Origin of the sequence: Bacillus canaveralius (assembly GCF_002860125.1) — a bacterium.
GTDB classification, from domain to species: Bacteria; Bacillota; Bacilli; order Bacillales; family Cytobacillaceae; genus Bacillus_BJ; species Bacillus_BJ canaveralius.
In genome coordinates this window covers 40552-61390 of sequence record NZ_PGVA01000014.1, presented here as the reverse complement: position 1 = coordinate 61390, position 20839 = coordinate 40552, and the positions used below count along the sequence as shown (strand labels likewise).

The window sequence follows — 20839 nt, the reverse complement described above, 5'->3', positions numbered from 1 at the left end:
TTTTATGTCAAGAAAGACTATTTTTCAACAATCACTATAATTGTTCATAAAATATTGCGATTTGGCGTCAAATATATGATAAAAAACATAGACATAGTTAAAAACACCCGCATCAAAAAAGCCTGAACTATTAATCTGATCAGGCATATTTCTCTTCCGCCCTCCACCATGGCATCATGTCGGCAAGGAGGACCCAGCGGTTTTCTTTATTTAACCTCCCGCCGAAAGGAAGGAAGAAGTCATCGGAAAAAGTCAATTGGTTTTGGGTTTCTTTATACACAGTGTCGACCTCCAAGTGCAAGGGTTTTTGTAGAATTTCAAGTAAATCCTTACACTTATATTCGACAAAAGGGAACCAAAACCCTTGTCATTACTGGGATTACTGATTATTCAGCAGACCCTAAGTATCTGTCGTTTCTCACTTAAAAATTGCTTTATGAAAATCATTCAAATATCTAAAAATAAGCAAAGCACCCAAATTGGGTGCTTTGTTCATTCTATCGTTTGCGGATTTAACGATGGATTCATGTCGACCTGATCCGCTTCCTGTTCTTTTTTGTACCAGCTAAAAAATACTTTGCCAAGAACAACTCCGTATACAATTTCCTGAATGATTTTCATGATCACACCGCCAGTCTGCTGATCATTTAAAAGGGACATTGAACTAAACATTTCCGGCCCGCTCAAATTGAGTCCGGACAACGTTGAAGCCGGCACACAAAGAGCCAGTGCGTCTGCCCATGCGCGCGGGTCAGAAAACGTGTCATACATCGGTGCATCTGCAAAAATAATCAGCGCACATGCCGGGGTCAGCAAAATCCCATTGGCAAAAATGTAGCCGACTTTTTTCAACCCGCCCATCGTCTGGTATTCATCCAGCTGATTGATCAGTGGCCACCACATGATGATTGCCACAACAAACAGCAACGTTGTGTAAGCAGCGTGCAGCAGCATGTCTGTCTTGATAACATCAAAAATCAGCGGGATATGATAAAACGAAAATAATCCGTTAAATAGAATCAGCGCAAAGATAGGCTTTGTCAGTAAGCGAAACAGAGTGCCAATGCTCTTGATGCCGAGAACCTTTCGCCACATCCACTCGGGGATCGCGACGATAAACAATGGCGGTATAACCAAATACAATAGGGCCATTTGGGTCATATGGGCATAAAAAGCAAGATGCCCCATCAAGTCAAGCGGCGAACCTTTGATCGCATAGAGAAGTGCAGCAGCCACAGCGAAAAGAACTGCTTGATTTTTCTGCAAAGGCTCACTGCCGCTAAACCGACGGCGGTATTTTACGGTAATCAAGAAAAACAGAGCCGTTACGACTAAAATTGCAATAAAAAAATATGGACTCCACATTGCCCTGAAACCAAAGATATCTAATGAAAGCACGGTATAATCACCCCGTTATCGTTGAAGAATACATTCTCATTATACTACTTGATGAACGCCAGCCGCAATTATATGAGGTTCATCTATACTTTTCATCGTATAAAAAGAAAATCGGCTTCTTGAGCCGATTTTCATAAATATTACCACCAAATAACAGTCATAAAAGTTATCACGGTTATTGCTGCTACAAACACACCCGAGAAAAGAAATAAAGAAGGTGCTTCATGGCCTTTATGGCTCATATGCATGAAATAGTAGAGCTGAAAAATAACCTGTACAACAGCGAGAAGAAGAATAAACGGTATTGTAAACCAGCCAGTAAACCCATCATAGGCTACTGCTGCAAAGGCTACAAGTGTCAAGAAAATCATTAATGAAAAAGTAATGACTTGATATCTCATTTCTTCTGCGCTTTTTTTACGGCGATATTCAATGTCCACACTTGGGTTACCTGAATTTGGTTGTTGTGTCGCCATCAGTTTATCCCACCAATCCCATTAAATATACTACTGTGAAGATGAACACCCAAACAACGTCGATAAAGTGCCAATAAAGGCTGGCAACATAGAACTTCGGAGCGTTGTAGAGGCTTAATCCCCTTTTCGCGTTGCGAACCATCAGCGTGACGATCCACAACAAACCAAATGCAACGTGACCGCCATGGAATCCTACCAACGTATAAAACGCTGATCCAAAAGCGCTGCTCGTAAACGTGTGGTGAAACTTATGAACATAATGACTAAACTCATAGATTTCAACACCAAGGAAAGCCGCTCCAAGGATAACTGTTACACCAAGCCAAATCTGCATTTTCTTAAAATTAAAGTTTTTCATATGGAACATTGCATATACACTTGTCAATGAGCTCGTTAAAAGAAGCATCGTCGCAACGAAAACTAGCGGCAAATCGAACAGATCTTTTGCCAGTGCATGCTCTGTGGTTGGAACTTTATCTTTTAATGCGAGATAAGTAGCAAAGAGAGAGGCAAAGAGAACCGTCTCTCCTCCTAAGAATAGCCAAAAGCCCATAAATTTATTTTTCGCTTCGAGGGTTGCTTTTTCAGGCGAAGCAGGCCAAGTTTCAAGTGTAAATTTTTCTTCAGCTTGCATTATGCCTTTCCCTCCTTATCATCATCATCATCATCTTCAAGATCTTCCTTGTGAATGTGGAAGCCGTGGTCATCTTTAATCGAGCGAATAAACATTGCGCCAAGCACAATCGCCAAGCCGAGAACTAATACTGGAATTCCCCATGGATGATCGACCCGATACATAGCACCAAACGCAGCTATAAATAGTCCTAACGAAATCACGAATGGAATAAATGAACCATTCGGCATATGGATGTCGCCAACAGGTTCAGCTGGAGTCATACCTTTTTTGCCTTCCATTTTTTCAAGCCAGTAAGCATCCAATCCACGGACAAGCGGGAGCTGCTTAAAGTTATAGAATGGAGGCGGTGAAGGAAGCGCCCATTCGAGGGTACGTCCATCTCCCCATGGGTCGTTGCCAACCCTTTCATTCTTAACCGTTGTCATAATGATATTAACGAGCAAGACGATAACGGCTACTGCCATCAAGACGGCACCGACAGTACTAACCATATTCCCTGTTTCCAACCCTTGACCAGGAAGGAATTTGAAAATACGGCGCGGCATTCCCATCAGACCAAGGAAATGCTGGATAAAGAATGTCAAATGGAACCCGACAAAGAACAGCCAGAACGTGATTTTACCAAGCAGTTCATTCAACATTGTTCCAAACATTTTTGGCCAGTAAAAATGAGCACCGGCAAATAGTGCGAAGACAACCCCACCGACAATAACATAGTGGAAGTGGGCAACAACGAAATAAGTATCATGATACTGATAATCCTGTGCCGCTGATGCGAGCATTACACCTGTGACTCCACCTGCTACGAAAGATGGGATAAACGCAACCGCCCACATCATCGGAGTCGTAAACTTTATGCTGCCTCCCCACATCGTAAAGAGCCAGTTAAAGATCTTTATCCCTGTAGGAACAGCAATCGCCATTGTTGCCACCGCAAAAATCGCGTTCGCAATCGGCCCCATTCCTGTTGTGAACATATGGTGGGCCCAAACCATGAAACCAAGAAAACCAATAAGTACGGTTGCAAACACCATCGATGAATAACCGAATAGTCGCTTTCTCGAAAAGGTTGCGAAAATCTCAGAAAAGATACCGAATGCAGGAAGAATAAGAATATATACTTCCGGGTGACCGAAGATCCAGAACAGATGCTCCCAGATAATCGTGTTACCGCCCGCTGCCGGATCGAAGAAGTTCGCGCCAAACATGCGGTCAAACGTTAATAGGAACAAACCAACCGTAAGCGGCGGGAATGCGAATAATATTAGTGCAGAAACAACAAATGTAGACCATGTAAACAAAGGCATGCGCATGTAAGTCATCCCAGGTGCACGCATATTGATGATCGTGACAAGAAAGTTAATACCACCGATCAACGTTCCGATCCCGGAAATCTGCAGACCAAGCGCATAAAAATCAATGCCGTGTCCCTCTGAAGCAAGCGACAGCGATGCATAGGAAGTCCAGCCTGCATCGGGAGCGCCGCCTAAAAACCATGAAAGGTTTAGAAATACGCCTCCAAAGAAAAACAGCCAGAAACCCAATGAATTTAAAAATGGGAATGCGACATCGCGCGCCCCGATTTGCAACGGCATAATGGCGTTCATGAAGGCGAAGACCAACGGCATCGCTGCCAGAAAGATCATCGTCGTACCGTGCATGGTAAGAATTTCGTTATATAGTCCCGCACTTACAAAATCATTATTCGGTATTGCAAGCTGAATGCGGATAAACATTGCTTCTAAGCCGCCGACAATAAAGAAAAACCCGCCGGCAATTAGATAAAGGATGGCGATTTTCTTATGGTCAACGGTTGTTATGTAATCCCATAAGGTTGCACCAAACCCTCTTTTTTGAGCATAAGTACTCACAGTTTTACCTCCCCTTTAAAAAATCCCCTTTTATTCCTGAACCTTTAAGCCCATCAAATATTCAGCTACAGCATCCAGCTCTTCCTCATTTAATTCTTTATATTTCCCGGTCATTTTATTTCCAGGCTTATATTCTTCAGGATCTCTCAGCCAGTTCTTAAGGTCTTCTTCATTATGGTCAAGAATTCCGGCTATGCGGGAACGATCGCCAAAGTTCGTTAAATTTGGTCCGATGCGCGCCGCTTCAGGTGCTGTGTTTGTTGGTGTTACAGCATGGCAGCCGATACAGCTTTCATTAAAGATTTCCTGGCCCTGTTGTGCTGAAGCAGTTTCAGCCTGGACCGGTTCTTCAACAGCTTTCATATCACTTGCCCATCTCTTAAATTCTTCTTTGGAAACAGCTTTCACTTTAAAGTCCATCAATGCATGTGAAGGTCCGCAAAGCTCAGCACATTTTCCGTAAAATAAATTTCCGGCTTCGTCAGCAGCTTTTTCATCAAATTCGAGCCAGAACTTGTTTACGTTTTCTGTGTTCGTATCGATTTTCCCGCCGACAGCAGGAATCCAAAAGGAGTGCTTAACATCGGATGCTTTTAGATTAAAGTAGACTTTTTGACCAGTCGGCACTACCAAATCCTGGCTTGTAACAATCTCCTGGTTTGGGTATTCAAACTCCCACCAGTAAAGGTTAGCGCGCACATTAATGACAAGTGCGTCCGTCTTCCCTTCTTCATTCTTTTTCTCAGCAGGAGAAACATCTGCCAACTTAAAAGTAGCGGATACTGTTGGCACGGCCAGTACCAATAGCAGAAGAATAGGAATAACAGTCCAAATAATTTCCAGTTTGTGATTTCCCTCAACCTGTTGTGGTATCTTCTCATCTTTTCTGCGGAAACGCACCATGACAAGAATAAAGATAACAGTTACGGCAAGAATAACACCGACCATAATTGCTGTGCTCAATAGCATTAAATCATATTGTGTCTGAGCAACTTCACCTGCAGGCTGCAATGCTGATAAAAATGGTTTGCCACAGCCGGAAAGAATAAGCGTCAATCCTGCAAATAAAGAAAATATACGCCATTTCGCAAGCCTTTTCATAGCTTAATAAAACCCCTCTTTCGTAATATATTTTTTTGAAAAACTGGTCAAAAAAATATGGAAAAATTCTCTCTAAATCTCGTAAAGACAGAATCTCCTAACAAAAATAAATTAAATAAGTGTGACAATTACCATAGCTACAAACATAATAGTCAAATATTGTAGGGAATATATAAACATAAGTTTAGCCCATTTAATATCATCCTTTAGCTTATATCCATAAATCCCTAAGATAAACCACCCTATGTTCAAGACAGTTGCAAGAATAAGAAATGGAATTCCTAAAGAGGTAAGCAATAGGGGAAGCGGAAGCAAAGCTGCTACCCACACGATAATATGCTTTTTCGTCGTGCTGTAGCCCTTTACAACAGGGAGCATCGGTATGCCCGCTGCCCTGTACTCCTCGACCCTTCTCATCGCCAGTGCATAAAAATGCGGAGGCTGCCATACAAACATGATTAGAAATAATGCCCAAGCGATCGGATCAAGGCTTCCATCAATAGCCGCCCAGCCAATTAATGGCGGCACAGCTCCTGAAACACTGCCGACGATCGTGTTTGATACATATTTCCGTTTAGACCACATCGTATAGAGGAACACATAACTGAATACTCCTATTAAGCCAATCAAAGCAGCAGTCGGAGTCGTCAGTAGTAAACACAGCGTTCCCAATCCAATTAAGATGATTCCCATCGCGACTACTTTGGAGGGGTTCACCCGTCCTGTAACCGTAGGTCTTTCTTTCGTTCTCTCCATCAAATGGTCTATATCCCGGTCAATGTAGTTGTTAATGCTGCATGAACCGGCAATAATTAATGAAGAACCAGCAAGAGTAAGAAACACAAGATCAAGATTATTGAAAAAACCTTTATCAGTGAAATGCAGCGCAAGCCACAGGCCTGTAAAAGTTGTAATCAAATTAGAATTAACAATGCCGATTTTTATCAGAGCAAGAAAATCACTCCAAGCGTTTGCTGCCGATACTTTCGCATTAAGGCTTCGTTCACTGCTGTCAATAGCTGCCTCAGCTAAAGCCTTCGTATTAGCCATAATTTTTCCTCCTTTATCCAAATCACCAACCAGAACCGTAAAAAACACCTGTAAGCATAGTTCGTTTTCCGCTATACTCGCAATTAAAATGTATAAAAAATTAGAAAAAGTAGTTTTTCACTATTATTATTATAGAAATAAGGATAAGTATTTGTGTAGAAAAACATTCCATACTCACTGTATATTAAATCACATTTCAGCACTTTTTTGTGAATATTTTTCGAATTATTTTTGACCAAATTGTGTCGCGAAGTGACAAAAAGTTATATTTTGTTGTTTTTCTAGGATAATAATTATCGATGTAAAAGCAGGATAGCAGAGCTCGGATGCTTCCAGGGTTCAACTAAATCAAGAGAGAACAAGCTTCAGGCATCTATCTATTGTAAAAATCCCTATTATTGTGTAGTATCTTTAAAGTGCAGTGGAAGATCGATATCTTCATATAAATTCGTTCTTATTATACACTTCCATTATTATCGGTGACAAATTATCGAACTTTACTATTAAGAAGGTGGATCAGTTGGATCGATTTTTAAAATGGTTTGCGGTCCTTACTACAATTGGAATGTTGTTTATCCTGTTGGGTGGAGCTCTTGTGACAAAAACGGACTCGGGCATGGGCTGCGGCAATTCCTGGCCGCTCTGCCACGGCGAACTAATCCCAAGGAATATCAGTCCCGAATTAATTATTGAATTAGCCCACCGGGTTGTATCAGGTGCTGTCGGGTTCATGGTGTTAATATTGTCAGTCTGGTCATGGCGTTCGATCGGACATGTTAGAGAGACGAAATTTCTTTCCGTCCTTTCATTCTTTTTTTTGGTGCTTCAGGGGCTGATCGGCGCTGCAGCAGTGCTGTGGGGACAATCTGATTTCGTACTTGCGCTTCATTTTGGAATTTCACTTATTTCCTTTGCGGCCGTATTTTTGCTAACGCTGCTCATTTTTGAAGTTGACAAAAAGTTCGAAGCGGAAAAAGTGATTCTCGATAAGAAAATGAAATTTCACATCATCGGTGTTTCCCTATACAGCTATCTTGTCGTTTACACCGGTGCGCTCGTCCGCCACGTAAATGCAAGTTTAGTGTGTAAAGACTGGCCGCTTTGCGTTAATTCTGACCCAAGTTTGCCGGGTAATATGCACGAATGGATTCAAATGGGCCATCGTGCGGCAGCCGGATTAATCTTTATCTGGATTGGCTACATCACCTACCTGGCTATTAATCAGTATCGGCATCAAAAGGTCATTTATTGGGGATGGATTATTTCATTTATACTTGTTTCTTTGCAGGTTATCGCCGGGGCACTTGTTGTGATTACCCGCTTGAATTTATATCTCGCTTTGTCCCATGCTTTCTTTATTACATGCCTGTTTGGAGTGCTAAGCTATTTGATCCTGTTAACTTCACGAAGCAGTAAAAACGCTGCGGCTCTTGAACAAGCAAAAGATGATAGCAACAACCAATCCACTGTCAATCATGCCTGAGATTTTTATAAAAAAAACGATCGCGATGCTATTTGCATCGCGATCGTTTTTTTCATTTGGACAATTCAATCAGCAAATCGCCGGTTTGGATTGCTTCTCCATTTATCACATAAATATCTTTGACAACTCCTGAAAACGGCGCTTGAACGGTTGTTTCCATTTTCATCGCTTCCGTAATCATAAGATGATCGCCCCGGTTTACCTTCTCACCCTTTTCGACTAGCACTTTGATGACTGTACCCGGCATAGAGGCGGCAATATGAGTGTCATTTTTCGGATCCGCTTTTATTTTTGATGCAACCTTCGATTTTACACTTTCGTCCTTGATGACGATTTCGCGCGGCTGGCCATTCAACTCGAAATAGATCACTCTTGTACCATCTGCCTGAGCCTCTCCTATCGACACCAGTTTGACGATTAGCGTCTTACCGGTTTCGATCTCAACTTCAATCTCTTCTCCAAGACGCATACCATACAGGAATGTTGGCGTATCGAGAACCGATATATCTCCAAATTGTTCAACAGTATTGAAATACTCCATAAACACCTTTGGATATAAAGCATAGGCGATAGCATCAAAGCTGGTGACTTGTCTCCCCATTTCTTTAAACATTACTTCCTTAAGAGCGCCGAAGTCAACATCTTCGAGCAGTTCTCCCGGCCTGACCGTTATCGGTTCCCTGCCTTTTAAAATCACCTTTTGTAATTCTTCAGGGAAACCACCGTGCGGCTGGCCAAGATATCCTTCGAATAATTCAACAACTGAATCAGGAAAATCAAGCGAGTCGCCCCGGCTTAACACGTCCTCCTCGGTAAGCTCATTCTGAACCATATATAGGGCCATATCACCAACAACCTTTGAGGATGGTGTAACCTTGACGATATCTCCAAACATTTCGTTAACGCGGGCATACATACTTTTTACATGCTCCCATTTATCACCGAGCCCGACCGCTTTTGCTTGTTGTTGCAGATTACTGTATTGGCCGCCTGGCATCTCGTGCTCATACACTTCAGTGTGAGGCGACATCATGCCGCTTTCAAAGTCATGGTAATATTTGCGGATATCTTCCCAGTAATACGAGAGTTGTTCAAGGGCACGGTTGTCCACCTTCGGCTGTCTCTCAGTGCCTTCCAATGCATAGAACAATGAATTGGCGCTTGGCTGCGAAGTCAGCCCGGCCATCGTGCTCAAGGCAACATCAACAATATCCACACCTGCTTCAATTGCTTTTGCGTACATATAAATCCCGTTGCCGCTTGTATCATGCGTATGGAGGTGAATTGGAATGTCAACTGTTTCCTTTAATTCAGAGATCAGACGATAAGCCGCCTCCGGTTTTAACAGCCCGGCCATATCCTTTATGCCAAGGATGTGGGCCCCTTGCATTTCCAGTTCTTTAGCAAGATTCTTATAGTAGTCGAGATCGTATTTTCGACGAGTTGGATCGTTAATGTCACCTGTATAGCAAATTGCCGCTTCGGCTATTTTTTCAGACTGTCTTACTGCGTCAATGGCAACTTCCATACCCTTCACCCAATTCAGGCTATCAAAAATCCGAAATACGTCAATTCCGGCGTAGGCAGATTTCTCAACGAATTCGCGGATCACATTATCCGGGTAATTTTTATAACCAACCGCATTTGACGCGCGCAGCAGCATCTGGAAGAGAACATTTGGAATCTTCTCCCTTAGCTTGAGCAGTCTGTCCCAAGGATCCTCTTTCAAGAAACGATAGGCGACATCAAAAGTTGCTCCGCCCCACATTTCATATGAAAATAAATCAGGCAAAAGCCTTGCGGATGATTCAGCAATATGGCTAATATCAGTCGTCCGGACCCTGGTTGCGAGCAAGGATTGATGCGCGTCCCTGAAGGTTGTATCTGTCAGGAGAACTTCCTTATGATCTTTCACCCAGTTGACGAGCCCTTCAGGCCCTTGCTGATCAAGAATCTGCTTCGTTCCTTCACGAATATCAGCGCTGTATTTCAGTTTTGGAATGCGCGGCTTATCAAAAATTGGCTTCTTCTTCTTTTCTATGCCGGGAAAGCCGTTTACTGTTACATTTCCAATGTAGGTAAGCATCTTCGTTCCACGGTCTTTACGTTTTGGAAAAATAAACAACTCCGGTGTTGTATCAATGAAGGATGTATCATACTGACCGGTCCGGAACTGTTCATGTTTAACGACGTTTTCAAGAAAAGGAATATTTGTTTTTATCCCGCGGATTCGGAACTCTTGCAAATTTCTGACCATTTTTGCTGCGGCCTGATCAAATGTCATCGCATGCGTGGACAGCTTGACGAGCAATGAATCGTAATACGGTGTAATGACGGCACCCTGGAAGCCATTGCCGGCATCGAGACGGACACCGAAACCGCCACCGGATCGATATGTCATTAATTTTCCTGTATCCGGCATAAATTGGTTTAACGGATCTTCCGTTGTCACACGGGATTGAATGGCGTAACCGTGTATTTTGATATCCGCTTGTTCGGGAATGCCAATCTTCTCACTATGCAAATCATGTCCTTCTGCGACCTGAATCTGCGTTTGGACGATATCAATACCAGTGACCATTTCTGTTATTGTATGTTCAACCTGGACACGGGGATTTACTTCGATAAAATAATACTCGTCATTTGCCACCAGGAATTCAACAGTGCCCGCATTGATATAGCCGACATTATCCATAAGCCGGACAGCAGCTTCACATATTTTCTCCCTCAGATCATTTGTGATCGAAACACATGGGGCGACCTCAACCACTTTTTGATGGCGGCGCTGGACAGAACAATCGCGCTCATACAAATGAATGATATTGCCGTGCTTGTCACCAATGATTTGAACTTCAATATGCTTCGGTTTTTCAATAAACTTTTCTACGTAAACCTCGTCATTGCCAAAGGCAGCTTTTGCTTCCGATTTCGCACGCTCGTACGCTTCTTTCACTTCATCAATACTGTTGACGATTCTCATTCCGCGACCGCCGCCGCCGAGCGAAGCTTTAATGATGAGCGGGAATCCGTGCGTCTTTCCGAATTTAATAACCTCTTCAAGCCGTTGGATCGGGCCGTCGCTTCCCGGGATAACCGGAATTTTTGCCAATTGAGCCTGTGTTCTTGCCTTAACCTTATCCCCGAACATATCAAGATGCCTTGCTTCAGGTCCGATAAAAATAATTCCTTCTTCTTCACAGCGCCTTGCAAAATGGATATTTTCCGACAGGAACCCATATCCCGGATGGATGGCGTCCACGCCGCTTGCTTTTGCAATGTCAATGATACCTTCAATATCCAAGTAGGCATCTATCGGTTTTTTGCCTTCCCCGACAAGATAAGCTTCATCTGCTTTATACCTGTGATATGAGCCCGAATCCTCCCTGGAATAAACCGCAACCGTACGGATATTCAGTTCTGTACATGCCCTAAATACACGGATCGCAATCTCTCCCCTGTTTGCGACCAACACCTTATTGATAACTTTGCTCATTTCGACACCTCATCTTTATGTAATTAGTACAAGGATTGTTTGCTTACGCACTGCAAGCCAAAGCTAAGTGACAATGTGAGCATATGGCTATTGCTAAATCCCTTTGTCTGGCAAAAAAGACTGTTACAACTGATTCTGTTAAAACATATATATAAGCCTTTCGAGCTTAAGCAACTTGTTTTTCATTGTCGTTACTTTTGTATTTTTGTTCGTAGTTCACGAACATGGACACATTTACGAGTATTCCCATTGAAATGTATAGCTGGAGCAGTGAAGAACCTCCGTAGCTGACAAATGGAAGGGTTACGCCTGTTAGTGGAATGATTCCCGAAGCACCGGCAAGGTTAATAAACGATTGGATGCCAATCATGCTTGAAATACCGATCGCAAGCAAACTTCCAAACGGATCAGTGCATTTTAAGCCCGTATATATCCCCCTTAAAACGATATAAGAAAGCAGCAATATGACAAAAGCAACTCCCCAAATCCCCAGCTCTTCAGCGATTACGGCGATAATGAAATCGGTGTGCGGCTCAGGAAGATAACCGAGCTTTTGAATGCCTTTGCCGAGACCGATTCCGTTAACCCCGCCTGAGCCAATTGCAATAAAAGCATTGGTGATTTGGTAGCCGCTGTCCTGTTCGACTGCAAAAGGGTCCATAAAAGCTTTAAAACGCCCGATCCTGTTTTCTGACAAAATCTTATCCTGCAAAGCAACGAATATAGGGGCGATGACCATCAACCCAATGCCCGCAAGCTTCATCAGATTTTTCAGGCTCATCCCGGAAGAAATAATAATCATCGAAGCAATCAAGATTATAATGGCTGCTGTTCCGTAATCCGGCTGAATCGCAATAAGCACAGAAACGAGAAATAAATAAAATAAAGGAGGGACAACACCTTTATTGAATTCATTTATGTACGATTGTTTTTTTGCATAGACTGCGGCCAGATAAATGATAACAGAAACCTTGACAAATTCAGACGGCTGAAGGCTTACCGGTCCGATTTTAAACCAGCTTTGCGCGTTGCCGGCAATATGGCCGAAAGCAAATAAAGCTCCTAAACAAAGCAAGGACAGCAAAACCATCGGTCCAAGTATTTTATTGCTTTTCATTGCTTTATATGGAAACATTGCAAAAAACAAAAATACAGCGGAAGCTCCAATAATGTGGAGCCTTTGTCTTTCGAAAAAATGATCACTCGGATAATCGTATGCCGTTACCATGCTGGCACTGTAGATCATAACGAGCCCGAACAAAGATAGCAGCACCATTGCAATTACTAAAGAATAATCGTATGATTTAAAGATTTTTTTAAACATTCAACCTCTTCCCCATTTTCTCCGGATGTATATTCTATTCTCCGATTATAAACAATAATCCTGCTTAGAGAGGTTATGTTAAATGTAACACGTTAATCCCAAGATTTCTATAAATATGTTATACTATTAAAAATAAAATATGTCACATTCAGTATAATCCAGGGTTTTCCCTTTATACCCTAAACATTTATAAAAAAACTCAAACGAGTAAGAAGAACTGTTTGAGTTTTTTGATTCTATTTTTTTTGTGAGGCTTCATGAAGGATTGACAGTTCTCCTTCGAGCGTGGCTAGAATGGCTTTTCCATCCTTTTCATCAATGAGCCCAAGGCGAACGGCAAAATCTATTTCGCGTGACAATCCAAACATTTGCGTATCCAGAACCTCTTCGTAAAGAGGACATTGAGGCATTGTAAGGTTATCCATTTGAACCTTAATAAGCTTTAATATCTTATCAGCGTCAGCCTTTAACAAGGCGTGTGCTTTTTCTTGGTGGTTCACCATCATTTCAGACGCCAACATTGATCCCCCCGTTTCCGAGCGTTTACCCGATCCTATCTTTAAATATTACCGTTAAGACAGGAAAAAAGCAAGGATAATACGGGATTAGCTTTTTAATTTTCCATTTCGCTCAAAAGATGCTGAGCTGCTGCTCTCGGGCAAGCATTTCAAGAATCTTCATTCCAGCTATGCTGTTACCTTTTTCATCAAGTGACGGCCCGAAGATTCCGATTCCATACCTGCCTGGTACCGCGCCCATGATGCCTCCTGAAACTCCGCTTTTTGCAGGTATGCCAATTTTAATGGCAAATTCCCCGGAAGCATTGTACATTCCGCATGTGACCATAAAGGTTTTGCAAATCCGGGCAACGTTTTCCGCGATAATCTGCTTGCCGGTTTCAGGGTCGACCCCGTTTAAAGCGAGCACAGCGCCGACCCTGGCCAGGTCAAAACAATTCATTTCGATCGCACACTGAGCAGTGTAAACGCGCAGAAGGTCTTCCACGTCCCCTTCAATAATCCCGTGCTGTTTCATAAAATAGCAAAGGGCCCTGTTCAAATCGGCTGTTTCCATTTCAGATTGAGCCGTTTCCCAATTGCATGTGACTGGCGCTCCATCTAAGAAGCTTGAAACAAACCGGATGATCCTGTCAATTTTTTCTTTGTTGTCACGGCCGTTAATCATATGCGTAACGGCAAGCGCTCCAGCGTTGATCATCGGGTTAAGCGGTTTTGACGGAACCGACGTTTCAAGCTTGGAAATCGAATTAAAAGGGTCACCGGTAGGTTCCATTCCAACATGGCTGAACACATAATCAAAGCCCCGGTCTGAAAGAGCCAACGCGAGTGCCAGGACTTTTGAAATGCTCTGTAATGTAAATTTTTTCTTATAATCGCCGGCATAGTAGCATTCGTTTCCAATGTCAAAAATGGCGACCGATAGATCATCTTTTTCCGCTCTACCAAGTGCAGGTATATAATCAGCAACCCGGCCGGAAGCGGCGTATGGGCGGGCTTCTTCAACCAACTTGCTAAGGCTTTCATTCGAACGGCATGTCAAGGCAGTATTCCCCCGGTAAAAAATTTTTAATTAGTGTTCCGCAGGCCAACTGTTTTCATGCGCAGCAGCCCCGGTAAAGAGCGTAAAATAGCGTGTCGGCAAATATCCTGCTATACTTTGATTACAGATGGAACGCGAAGCAGGAGGTTGTCATGGACAATATTATTTTTATTAAAGGGAAAGTGAAATACCCAATTACATTGGACCCGGGGGTTTGGATTTTTGATGATCGCCGCCTAGACTTAAAAACGTATTTTAATCAGGTAAATCAAGCTGTTGATGAGCTGGAAAACTACACAAAATCGATTTCCAAGCATTGGGACCGGGAGATTATGGAAGGTGCAGTTTATCCGCCAACATTAAAATCGGAGAAAAAGTTCGAAAAGGAAAAAGTATTGACAGGGACATTCGGGATGCCGCTGCTGCCGTTCATTCATAACGCTGAACCGGAGACCACTGTTAAAACGCTGATAGTTGAAAGCACTGATGGAGAAGTTGCCTTGCCGATCGAACAGGGAAAAGAATTGATTTTGTGTTTTTCAAAAAATGGAAAACCACTGCGGCAAGACGGCCCTGTTTACGCATTTTTCGGGGATGGGTCAAATCGGGACAAGCCTCTAAAAAACATAAAAGGCTTTCGGTTGAATTGATCAAAAACTGTGGGCTTCTTAAACCAAATCTGCTAAAAAGCAGATTCCCCTGAATCGGGTGAATCTGCTTGTTTCTTTTATCACTTTGGATTAAAGGAGATCAGCTGCCAACTGCGCCAGACCGGACCGTTCCCCCTTGATCAGTTTTACATGTCCGGAGATTTTTTGATCCTTGAACTTTTCAACGACATACGTAAGCCCGTTGTTAAATGCATCTAAATATGGGTGGTCAATTTGTTCTGGATCGCCCATCAACACAATTTTGCTTCCTTCCCCCACTCTCGTCAAAATCGTTTTAACCTCATGCTTTGTCAGATTTTGCGCTTCATCGATAATGATATATTGATCAGGAATGCTCCTGCCCCGAATATAGGATAATGCTTCAACCTCAATCGAACCCATTCCCGCTAAAATTGCATCAAGTTCACCCGGTTTCTTCGTATTAAATAGATATTCCAGATTATCATAGATCGGCTGCATCCATGGCCGCAGCTTTTCATCTTTTTCCCCGGGCAGAAAGCCGAGATCTTTGCCGACAGGCACAATCGGCCTCGCGACAAGCAGCTTTTTATACTCTCCCAGATCCTCTATTTGTAAAAGCCCTGCAGCAAGGGCTAAAAGCGTTTTGCCCGTACCTGCTTTTCCGACCAGCGTAACAAGTGGCAGGTCTTTTCTGAGCAGCAGTTCTATCGCCATCGTTTGCTGAACGTTCCGCGACCGGATCCCCCAAATATGATCATGGTCGAAAATTAATTTTTTAATTATTTTTCCGCTCTTTTCAACCATTCCCAATGCTGAAGATGAGCTTCCCAACGAGTCTTTCATAATCAGAAATTGATTTGGATACAAAGGATGATTAGCTATATCTGCAAGCGGTATTTCCCCCTTCTCATAAAATCTTCGCAGTTTTTCAATATCTGTATAAACCTCCTGCATTCCGGTATACAGATCATCATTTTCAACTACGCGGTCACTCAGAAAGTCTTCAGCGATTAGCCCGATGGCGTCTGCCTTCACTCTAACCAGCGCATCCTTGCTCACCAAAATAACAGGTCGTCCATTTTCTTTCGTTTGCTCTTCAAGTGACAGGTTTTTGGCTACGGCAAGAATACGGTTATCATTAGTTTTTTCCACAAATATTTCTTGAAGCTGCTGAAACGAGCGATGATTCAGTTCAATCCGCAATATCCCGCCATTTTGAAGCGGGATTTTCTCATGAAGCTTTCCTGATTCCCTCATGCTGTCAATCAGCCTCGATACTTGTCTTGCGTTGTGGCCAATTTCGTCCATATAGCGTTTTTTTGAATCAACTTCCTCAAGGACCACCGCGGGGATAACAACTTCATTATCATCAAAGGAGAAAAGCGAAAACGGATCCTGCAGCAAGACATTCGTGTCTAACACATAAATTTTAGCCAAGTTGATGCCTCCCACCCTGTTGTTTCTTTATGGTGCATCTCTACCCTGTGACGGGTAGTAATGCTAAAATATATGTTTTTCCGAATAAAGATAGAAGAATCTTTGCACAATAATTGCTGAGGACCATTTGTTCAACACCGAAAAATTTAATAGCATTTTTATTTCTTATTTGGATAATTTGAAGCTTACAATATGATTTGCCGGAGGTGGCAGCATTGAGAAAAGTAATATTGGGAACCGTGCTGGCAGCAGCATTGGCTGGTTGCGGTGCACAGAATGAAGCTTCCAGAGACGAAGAGCAAAATGCAGTAAACGTTAGAAATACTACACTTGGGGAAGTTGATCAGGAAACTGGCCAGAGGGCCTCCACTCACCTGGAGGATCTGGCCAACAGCGTCCCGGATGTGGAAGACGCTACAGCTGTTGTAATCGGAAATTATGCAATTGTCGGAATTGATGTAAATGAAAATTTAGATCGGTCCGAGGTTGGATCCATTAAATATTCGGTTGCCGAGAGCCTTGAAGATGATCCATATGGGGCGAGGGCGGCGGTTGTCGCCGACCCGGACATAGTTGCCCGGTTAAGGGAAATTGCCGAGGATTTTCAAGCCGGGGAGCCTGTTGAAGGAATCGTTAATGAACTGGCAGATTTGACAGGCCGGATCATGCCGGAGTTTCCTGCCGATATTACTGACCCAAATCCGAACAATACAACAGAAGATCCAAAAAAGAAGCTGCAAGATTCCGAATCAAAGCAGCTTGAAAAAGAGCAGGACGACCAATCATACCATCAAAAGGACTGACTGATCGAGAAATGCAAAAGCTTAGCCGGACCAGTGCCGGCTAAGCTTTTCTCATTGCTTCCATCACCTGGTTGTCCAGGCGGGCTGCTGCTTCCTTATCATACGTTTTTTCATATTGTGGTTCAACAACAATCTTAGAGCCATAAAACATAACATCTCTTACCTCTTTAATTTTCATTTCGATGAGCGCCAGCTTTAAAGGAACCCCTTCGATCCGTTCCTGGATGATAGCGGCTTCACCGCTAATCGAGTATGTAGATTCATTTGCAATAATATTAACCGCTACTCTATGGTTGTGTTTAATATTTTGAATGATTCGGGAGCGGTTATCCAATGCAAAATAAACGGTTTCATCATCTTTTGCGAAAATCCATGAAATCGCGTTAATGTTTGGCCCTCCTGTTTCAAAATCGATTGTAGCAAGCATCACAAATCGCTCTTGCTGCAGTTGATCAATTAATGGTTGAACTAACCTTGGTTCCACTTGATTTGCCATAGTGTTTGCCCCTCCTTAAGCTACCATCATATTACTACTATCCCTTGCGCACGGCAATATAAACGTTATTATCGCATTACTCTGAGCCTTAAAACAATGGTATACTGTAATAAAGTATGAAAATCAGGAAAATTAGTATGCCAGAGGTGCCAAAAATGAGAGTAAAATGCGTGATATGCGATACAATTGAGTCGATTGACGACGATGCCCCAATAGCGAAAAGATTAAGAAATAGGCCGATTCATACATATATGTGCCGGCCATGTGAAGAAAGAATCAGTGAAAAAACGCTTGCCCGCAAATCATCCGGCAATTTCCGCCTGTATCGACCCAGCACTGAAAAGGACGAATGGTGAATTTTCCCAACAGGATATACTCAAGTCCTAAAGCCGGACTTCACTTGGTGAAGTCTTAATGCCGACTTCACTTGGTGCATGGATTCAATGTGTACAATGCAAAACAGCCTGACCAATTATTGGACAGGCTGTTTTTATTAGGCTTTAGAACTGCATTAGTTGTCAGGATAGTTGATAAATTTTTCCGGCTGTTCTTCAATTTGATTGATCATGACGTCGATCAGTTCGACAGGGAAAGAAGATTTCTTTTCTTGATTTTCATGGTTGTAGGTAAGCTCGTACATCGTTTTCCCTTTAGTTATGACAATTCCGCTTATCCCATGGTCTTTCGCCAATAACTCTTCAAAAAGCTCGGTTGTATCCCTTGCAGCAGTATCGTCAGGCCGCGCATCGCTGACTACCTTAATCGAAAGCCAATTATATAATGCATCCTGTAATGATCTCATTTGCCTCTCCCGTTAATCTCCATCGCATCCTGCTTTTTTTGCTGGTGTAAGCGGATTTTGTAAATAATCAGGATGATCGCTGCCACGACAAGCCCTTCTGCCACAGGCAGGAAAACGCCTAGAAACGTTAAAATCGTACAGCCGAGAACTAAAAAAATGTAAATGACGATCGATTTTGTTAATGGAAGCTTTTTAGCAAACCCCAACTTATATACGATTATCGCCAAAGCGATAATCGTGATATAAAGCATCCACATACCAACCTCTGGATTTTCTCCCACTTTATATAAGGCGGCGAAAAAAGAAAGTCGTCCAGTAACTTCCACTTCGAATCTCCCCTTCCCTAAAGGTTAATTCATTTCAGCGTGTTTTTTCTTTTTTGACATTCTTTCGCGTTCATTTTTATCTAGAATTTTCTTTCTCAACCGAATTGATTCAGGCGTAATCTCGCAATACTCATCGTCGTTCAAGTACTCGAGCGCTTCTTCAAGCGTCATGATCCGCGGCTTTTTCATTGTCGCTGTCTGGTCTTTGTTGGCCGAACGAATGTTGGTTGCCTGTTTTACTTTCGTGACATTGACGGTAATATCATTTTCCCGGGTATGTTCGCCGACAATCATTCCTTCGTAGATGTCTGTCCCGGCTTCAAGGAAGATGATTCCCCTGTCTTCTACTCCCTGAATACCATAAGTAGACGCTTTTCCTGTTTCCATTGAAACGAGAACACCCTGGCGGCGTCCGCCAACCTGGCCAGCCTGCATCGGCTTATAGCTGTCAAACGTGTGATTAATAATTCCGTATCCTCTTGTCAGTGTTAAAAATTCTGTCGTATAACCAATCAGTCCGCGGGCAGGAACCATGAATATCAGCCGCACTTGCCCTGTGCCATTGTTGATCATGTCAACCATTTCCCCTTTACGGGCACCAATTGATTCCATGACAGCACCAGTGTGCTCTTCAGGAACATCAATTTGAACTCGCTCAACCGGTTCACAGCGGACTCCGTCCACTTCCCTGACGATGACTTCAGGCTTTGATACTTGAAGCTCATAGCCTTCCCGGCGCATGTTTTCAATTAAAATGGATAAATGAAGCTCCCCGCGTCCCGAAACAACCCATGCGTCAGGAGAATCCGTGTTATCAACACGAAGGCTGACATCTGTCTGCAGTTGGGCACGCAAACGCTCTTCGATTTTTCGGGCAGTCACATATTTGCCTTCTCTGCCGGCAAACGGGCTGTTGTTTACGACGAAAGTCATCTGTAAAGTAGGCTCATCAATGCGCAATACCGGAAGGGCTTCCTGATGCTCAACTGGACAGACGGTTTCACCGACATTGATATCTTCCATCCCGGAAACAGCAACAAGGTCCCCGGCAAACGCCTCTTGGATTTCCTGGCGTTTCAACCCAAAGAAACCAAACATTTTTGTTACCCTGAATTGCTTTACAGAACCATCAAGCTTCATCAAGGCTACCTGCTGCCCCACTTTCATCGTTCCGCGGAAGACACGGCCAATTCCGATACGTCCTACATAATCATTGTAATCTAATAGCGCGACCTGGAATTGAAGTGGCTCTTCACGGTTATCGACTGGTGCTGGAATATGCTCAACAATTGCGTCATAGAGAACCTGCATGTTCTCATCCTGTTTCTCAGGATCAAGGCTTGCAGTACCATTGATTGCAGAAGCGTATACGACAGGGAACTCAAGCTGTTCTTCGTTTGCATCAAGCTCGATGAAAAGGTCGAGCACCTCATCAATCACTTCTGCAGGTCTTGCTGCATCACGGTCGATTTTGTTAACAACGACGATCGGACGTAAATTTTGTTCTAAAGCTTTCTTTAATACGAAACGAGTCTGAGGCATACAGCCTTCATAGGCGTCAACTACAAGCAGAACACCGTCAACCATTTTCATGATCCGTTCTACTTCACCGCCAAAGTCTGCATGGCCTGGTGTATCTAAAATATTGATTTTTGTATCCTTATATTGGATTGCTGTATTTTTCGCCAGGATTGTAATACCCCGTTCTCTTTCGAGGTCATTGGAATCCATTGCACGTTCTTCAACATGTTCATTTGTCCGGAATGTGCCGGATTGTTTTAAAAGTTGATCAACCAAAGTTGTTTTTCCGTGGTCAACGTGGGCGATAATGGCGATGTTGCGAATATCTTCTCTTATTTTCAAAGTTGTTCACTCCTATTTATTATCCTTGTGTGATCTATAATTGATGTTTTTTGTCATAACTAAAATATTATACCATAAACAAGTATA

20 protein-coding genes are annotated in these 20839 nt (G+C 42.9%); 4 read left to right on the top strand and 16 right to left on the bottom strand.

Going from position 1 to position 20839, the window contains the following annotated elements; translation table 11 throughout:
- Positions 1–139 precede the first annotated feature (139 nt).
- The 7 genes from CU635_RS23260 to cyoE all read right to left on the bottom strand — a co-directional run bounded on the left by CU635_RS23260 (position 140) and on the right by cyoE (position 6533).
- A complete protein-coding gene (locus tag CU635_RS23260; RefSeq protein ID WP_180955517.1) occupies positions 140–280 on the bottom strand; it encodes a hypothetical protein in 141 nt (46 codons plus the stop codon).
- A 212-nt stretch (positions 281–492) separates the two neighbouring features.
- Positions 493–1398 carry a cytochrome c oxidase assembly factor CtaG gene (gene ctaG, locus CU635_RS07180; protein ID WP_101576489.1) on the bottom strand — a complete coding sequence of 302 codons (906 nt, stop codon included), beginning with the start codon at positions 1396–1398 and terminating at the stop codon, positions 493–495.
- Positions 1399–1538: 140 nt separating this feature from the next.
- Entirely contained in the window at positions 1539–1874 is a 336-nt protein-coding gene (ctaF, locus tag CU635_RS07175) for a cytochrome c oxidase subunit IVB (protein WP_101576488.1), read from the bottom strand.
- A gap of 4 nt (positions 1875–1878) precedes the next feature.
- Positions 1879–2508: a cytochrome (ubi)quinol oxidase subunit III gene (locus CU635_RS07170; protein WP_101576487.1), complete on the bottom strand. Its 630-nt coding sequence runs from the start codon at positions 2506–2508 to the stop codon at positions 1879–1881.
- Positions 2508–4382, bottom strand: coding sequence for a cytochrome c oxidase subunit I (gene ctaD, locus CU635_RS07165; protein ID WP_101576486.1), 1875 nt, complete (start codon positions 4380–4382; stop codon positions 2508–2510). Before ctaD ends, CU635_RS07170 begins: the two co-directional genes overlap by 1 nt.
- Positions 4383–4412: 30 nt before the next feature.
- Positions 4413–5483 carry a cytochrome c oxidase subunit II gene (coxB, locus tag CU635_RS07160; RefSeq protein WP_101576485.1) on the bottom strand — a complete coding sequence of 357 codons (1071 nt, stop codon included), beginning with the start codon at positions 5481–5483 and terminating at the stop codon, positions 4413–4415.
- Positions 5484–5594: 111 nt separating this feature from the next.
- Positions 5595–6533, bottom strand: a complete 939-nt coding sequence (gene cyoE / locus CU635_RS07155; protein ID WP_101576484.1) for a heme o synthase — start codon at positions 6531–6533, stop codon at positions 5595–5597.
- 520 nt (positions 6534–7053) lie between these two features.
- Between cyoE and CU635_RS07150 the strand changes: the two genes are divergently transcribed.
- Entirely contained in the window at positions 7054–8016 is a 963-nt protein-coding gene (locus CU635_RS07150) for a COX15/CtaA family protein (protein ID WP_101576483.1), read from the top strand.
- A 52-nt stretch (positions 8017–8068) separates the two neighbouring features.
- Here the strand turns inward: CU635_RS07150 and pyc are convergent, their stop codons facing one another.
- From pyc to glsA, 4 genes are all read right to left on the bottom strand, one after another.
- Entirely contained in the window at positions 8069–11509 is a 3441-nt protein-coding gene (gene pyc, locus CU635_RS07145) for a pyruvate carboxylase (RefSeq protein WP_101576482.1), read from the bottom strand.
- Positions 11510–11675: 166 nt separating this feature from the next.
- On the bottom strand, positions 11676–12833 hold the full coding sequence (locus CU635_RS07140; protein ID WP_101576481.1) for an FtsW/RodA/SpoVE family cell cycle protein: 1158 nt from the start codon (positions 12831–12833) through the stop codon (positions 11676–11678).
- A 236-nt stretch (positions 12834–13069) separates the two neighbouring features.
- On the bottom strand, positions 13070–13351 hold the full coding sequence (locus CU635_RS07135) for an Fpa/YlaN family protein (RefSeq protein ID WP_101576480.1): 282 nt from the start codon (positions 13349–13351) through the stop codon (positions 13070–13072).
- A 112-nt stretch (positions 13352–13463) separates the two neighbouring features.
- On the bottom strand, positions 13464–14393 hold the full coding sequence (gene glsA, locus CU635_RS07130; protein WP_101576479.1) for a glutaminase A: 930 nt from the start codon (positions 14391–14393) through the stop codon (positions 13464–13466).
- Between the two features lie 152 nt (positions 14394–14545).
- Between glsA and CU635_RS07125 the strand changes: the two genes are divergently transcribed.
- Positions 14546–15043 (top strand): hypothetical protein, encoded by a 498-nt coding sequence (locus CU635_RS07125; protein ID WP_101576478.1) that lies wholly within the window; start codon positions 14546–14548, stop codon positions 15041–15043.
- Positions 15044–15133: 90 nt separating this feature from the next.
- Here the strand turns inward: CU635_RS07125 and CU635_RS07120 are convergent, their stop codons facing one another.
- Positions 15134–16462 carry a PhoH family protein gene (locus tag CU635_RS07120; protein WP_101576477.1) on the bottom strand — a complete coding sequence of 443 codons (1329 nt, stop codon included), beginning with the start codon at positions 16460–16462 and terminating at the stop codon, positions 15134–15136.
- A 206-nt stretch (positions 16463–16668) separates the two neighbouring features.
- On the opposite strand from CU635_RS07120, the gene CU635_RS07115 reads away from it, so the two are divergent.
- Positions 16669–17265, top strand: coding sequence for a YhcN/YlaJ family sporulation lipoprotein (locus tag CU635_RS07115; protein ID WP_308303507.1), 597 nt, complete (start codon positions 16669–16671; stop codon positions 17263–17265).
- Positions 17266–17305: 40 nt separating this feature from the next.
- Here the strand turns inward: CU635_RS07115 and CU635_RS07110 are convergent, their stop codons facing one another.
- Complete coding sequence (locus CU635_RS07110) at positions 17306–17761, bottom strand: pyridoxamine 5'-phosphate oxidase family protein (protein ID WP_101576475.1); 456 nt, start codon at positions 17759–17761, stop codon at positions 17306–17308.
- Positions 17762–17916: 155 nt separating this feature from the next.
- Here CU635_RS07110 and CU635_RS07105 point away from each other — a divergent pair, with 155 nt between their 5' ends.
- Positions 17917–18117 (top strand): YlaI family protein, encoded by a 201-nt coding sequence (locus tag CU635_RS07105; protein ID WP_101576754.1) that lies wholly within the window; start codon positions 17917–17919, stop codon positions 18115–18117.
- Positions 18118–18272: 155 nt separating this feature from the next.
- On the opposite strand, the gene CU635_RS07100 is transcribed toward CU635_RS07105, so the two are convergent.
- The 3 genes from CU635_RS07100 to typA are packed head-to-tail and all read right to left on the bottom strand — an operon-like array spanning position 18273 to position 20752.
- On the bottom strand, positions 18273–18563 hold the full coding sequence (locus CU635_RS07100) for a hypothetical protein (RefSeq protein ID WP_101576474.1): 291 nt from the start codon (positions 18561–18563) through the stop codon (positions 18273–18275).
- Positions 18560–18889 carry a YlaH-like family protein gene (locus CU635_RS07095; protein ID WP_101576473.1) on the bottom strand — a complete coding sequence of 110 codons (330 nt, stop codon included), beginning with the start codon at positions 18887–18889 and terminating at the stop codon, positions 18560–18562. The genes CU635_RS07100 and CU635_RS07095 overlap by 4 nt, the downstream gene beginning before the upstream one ends.
- Positions 18890–18913: 24 nt before the next feature.
- Positions 18914–20752: a translational GTPase TypA gene (typA, locus tag CU635_RS07090; protein ID WP_101576472.1), complete on the bottom strand. Its 1839-nt coding sequence runs from the start codon at positions 20750–20752 to the stop codon at positions 18914–18916.
- Between the last annotated feature and the right edge of the window lie 87 nt (positions 20753–20839).

Coding starts and splice junctions, on each gene's coding strand:
- CU635_RS07125 (WP_101576478.1), top strand. CDS start 14,546: ATGGACAATATTATTTTTATTAAAGGGAAAGTGAAATACCCAATTACA.
- pyc (WP_101576482.1), bottom strand. CDS start 11,509: ATGAGCAAAGTTATCAATAAGGTGTTGGTCGCAAACAGGGGAGAGATT.
- ctaF (WP_101576488.1), bottom strand. CDS start 1,874: ATGGCGACACAACAACCAAATTCAGGTAACCCAAGTGTGGACATTGAA.
- CU635_RS07110 (WP_101576475.1), bottom strand. CDS start 17,761: ATGGCAAATCAAGTGGAACCAAGGTTAGTTCAACCATTAATTGATCAA.
- cyoE (WP_101576484.1), bottom strand. CDS start 6,533: ATGGCTAATACGAAGGCTTTAGCTGAGGCAGCTATTGACAGCAGTGAA.
- CU635_RS07105 (WP_101576754.1), top strand. CDS start 17,917: ATGAGAGTAAAATGCGTGATATGCGATACAATTGAGTCGATTGACGAC.
- coxB (WP_101576485.1), bottom strand. CDS start 5,483: ATGAAAAGGCTTGCGAAATGGCGTATATTTTCTTTATTTGCAGGATTG.
- CU635_RS07170 (WP_101576487.1), bottom strand. CDS start 2,508: ATGCAAGCTGAAGAAAAATTTACACTTGAAACTTGGCCTGCTTCGCCT.
- CU635_RS07100 (WP_101576474.1), bottom strand. CDS start 18,563: ATGAGATCATTACAGGATGCATTATATAATTGGCTTTCGATTAAGGTA.
- CU635_RS07140 (WP_101576481.1), bottom strand. CDS start 12,833: ATGTTTAAAAAAATCTTTAAATCATACGATTATTCTTTAGTAATTGCA.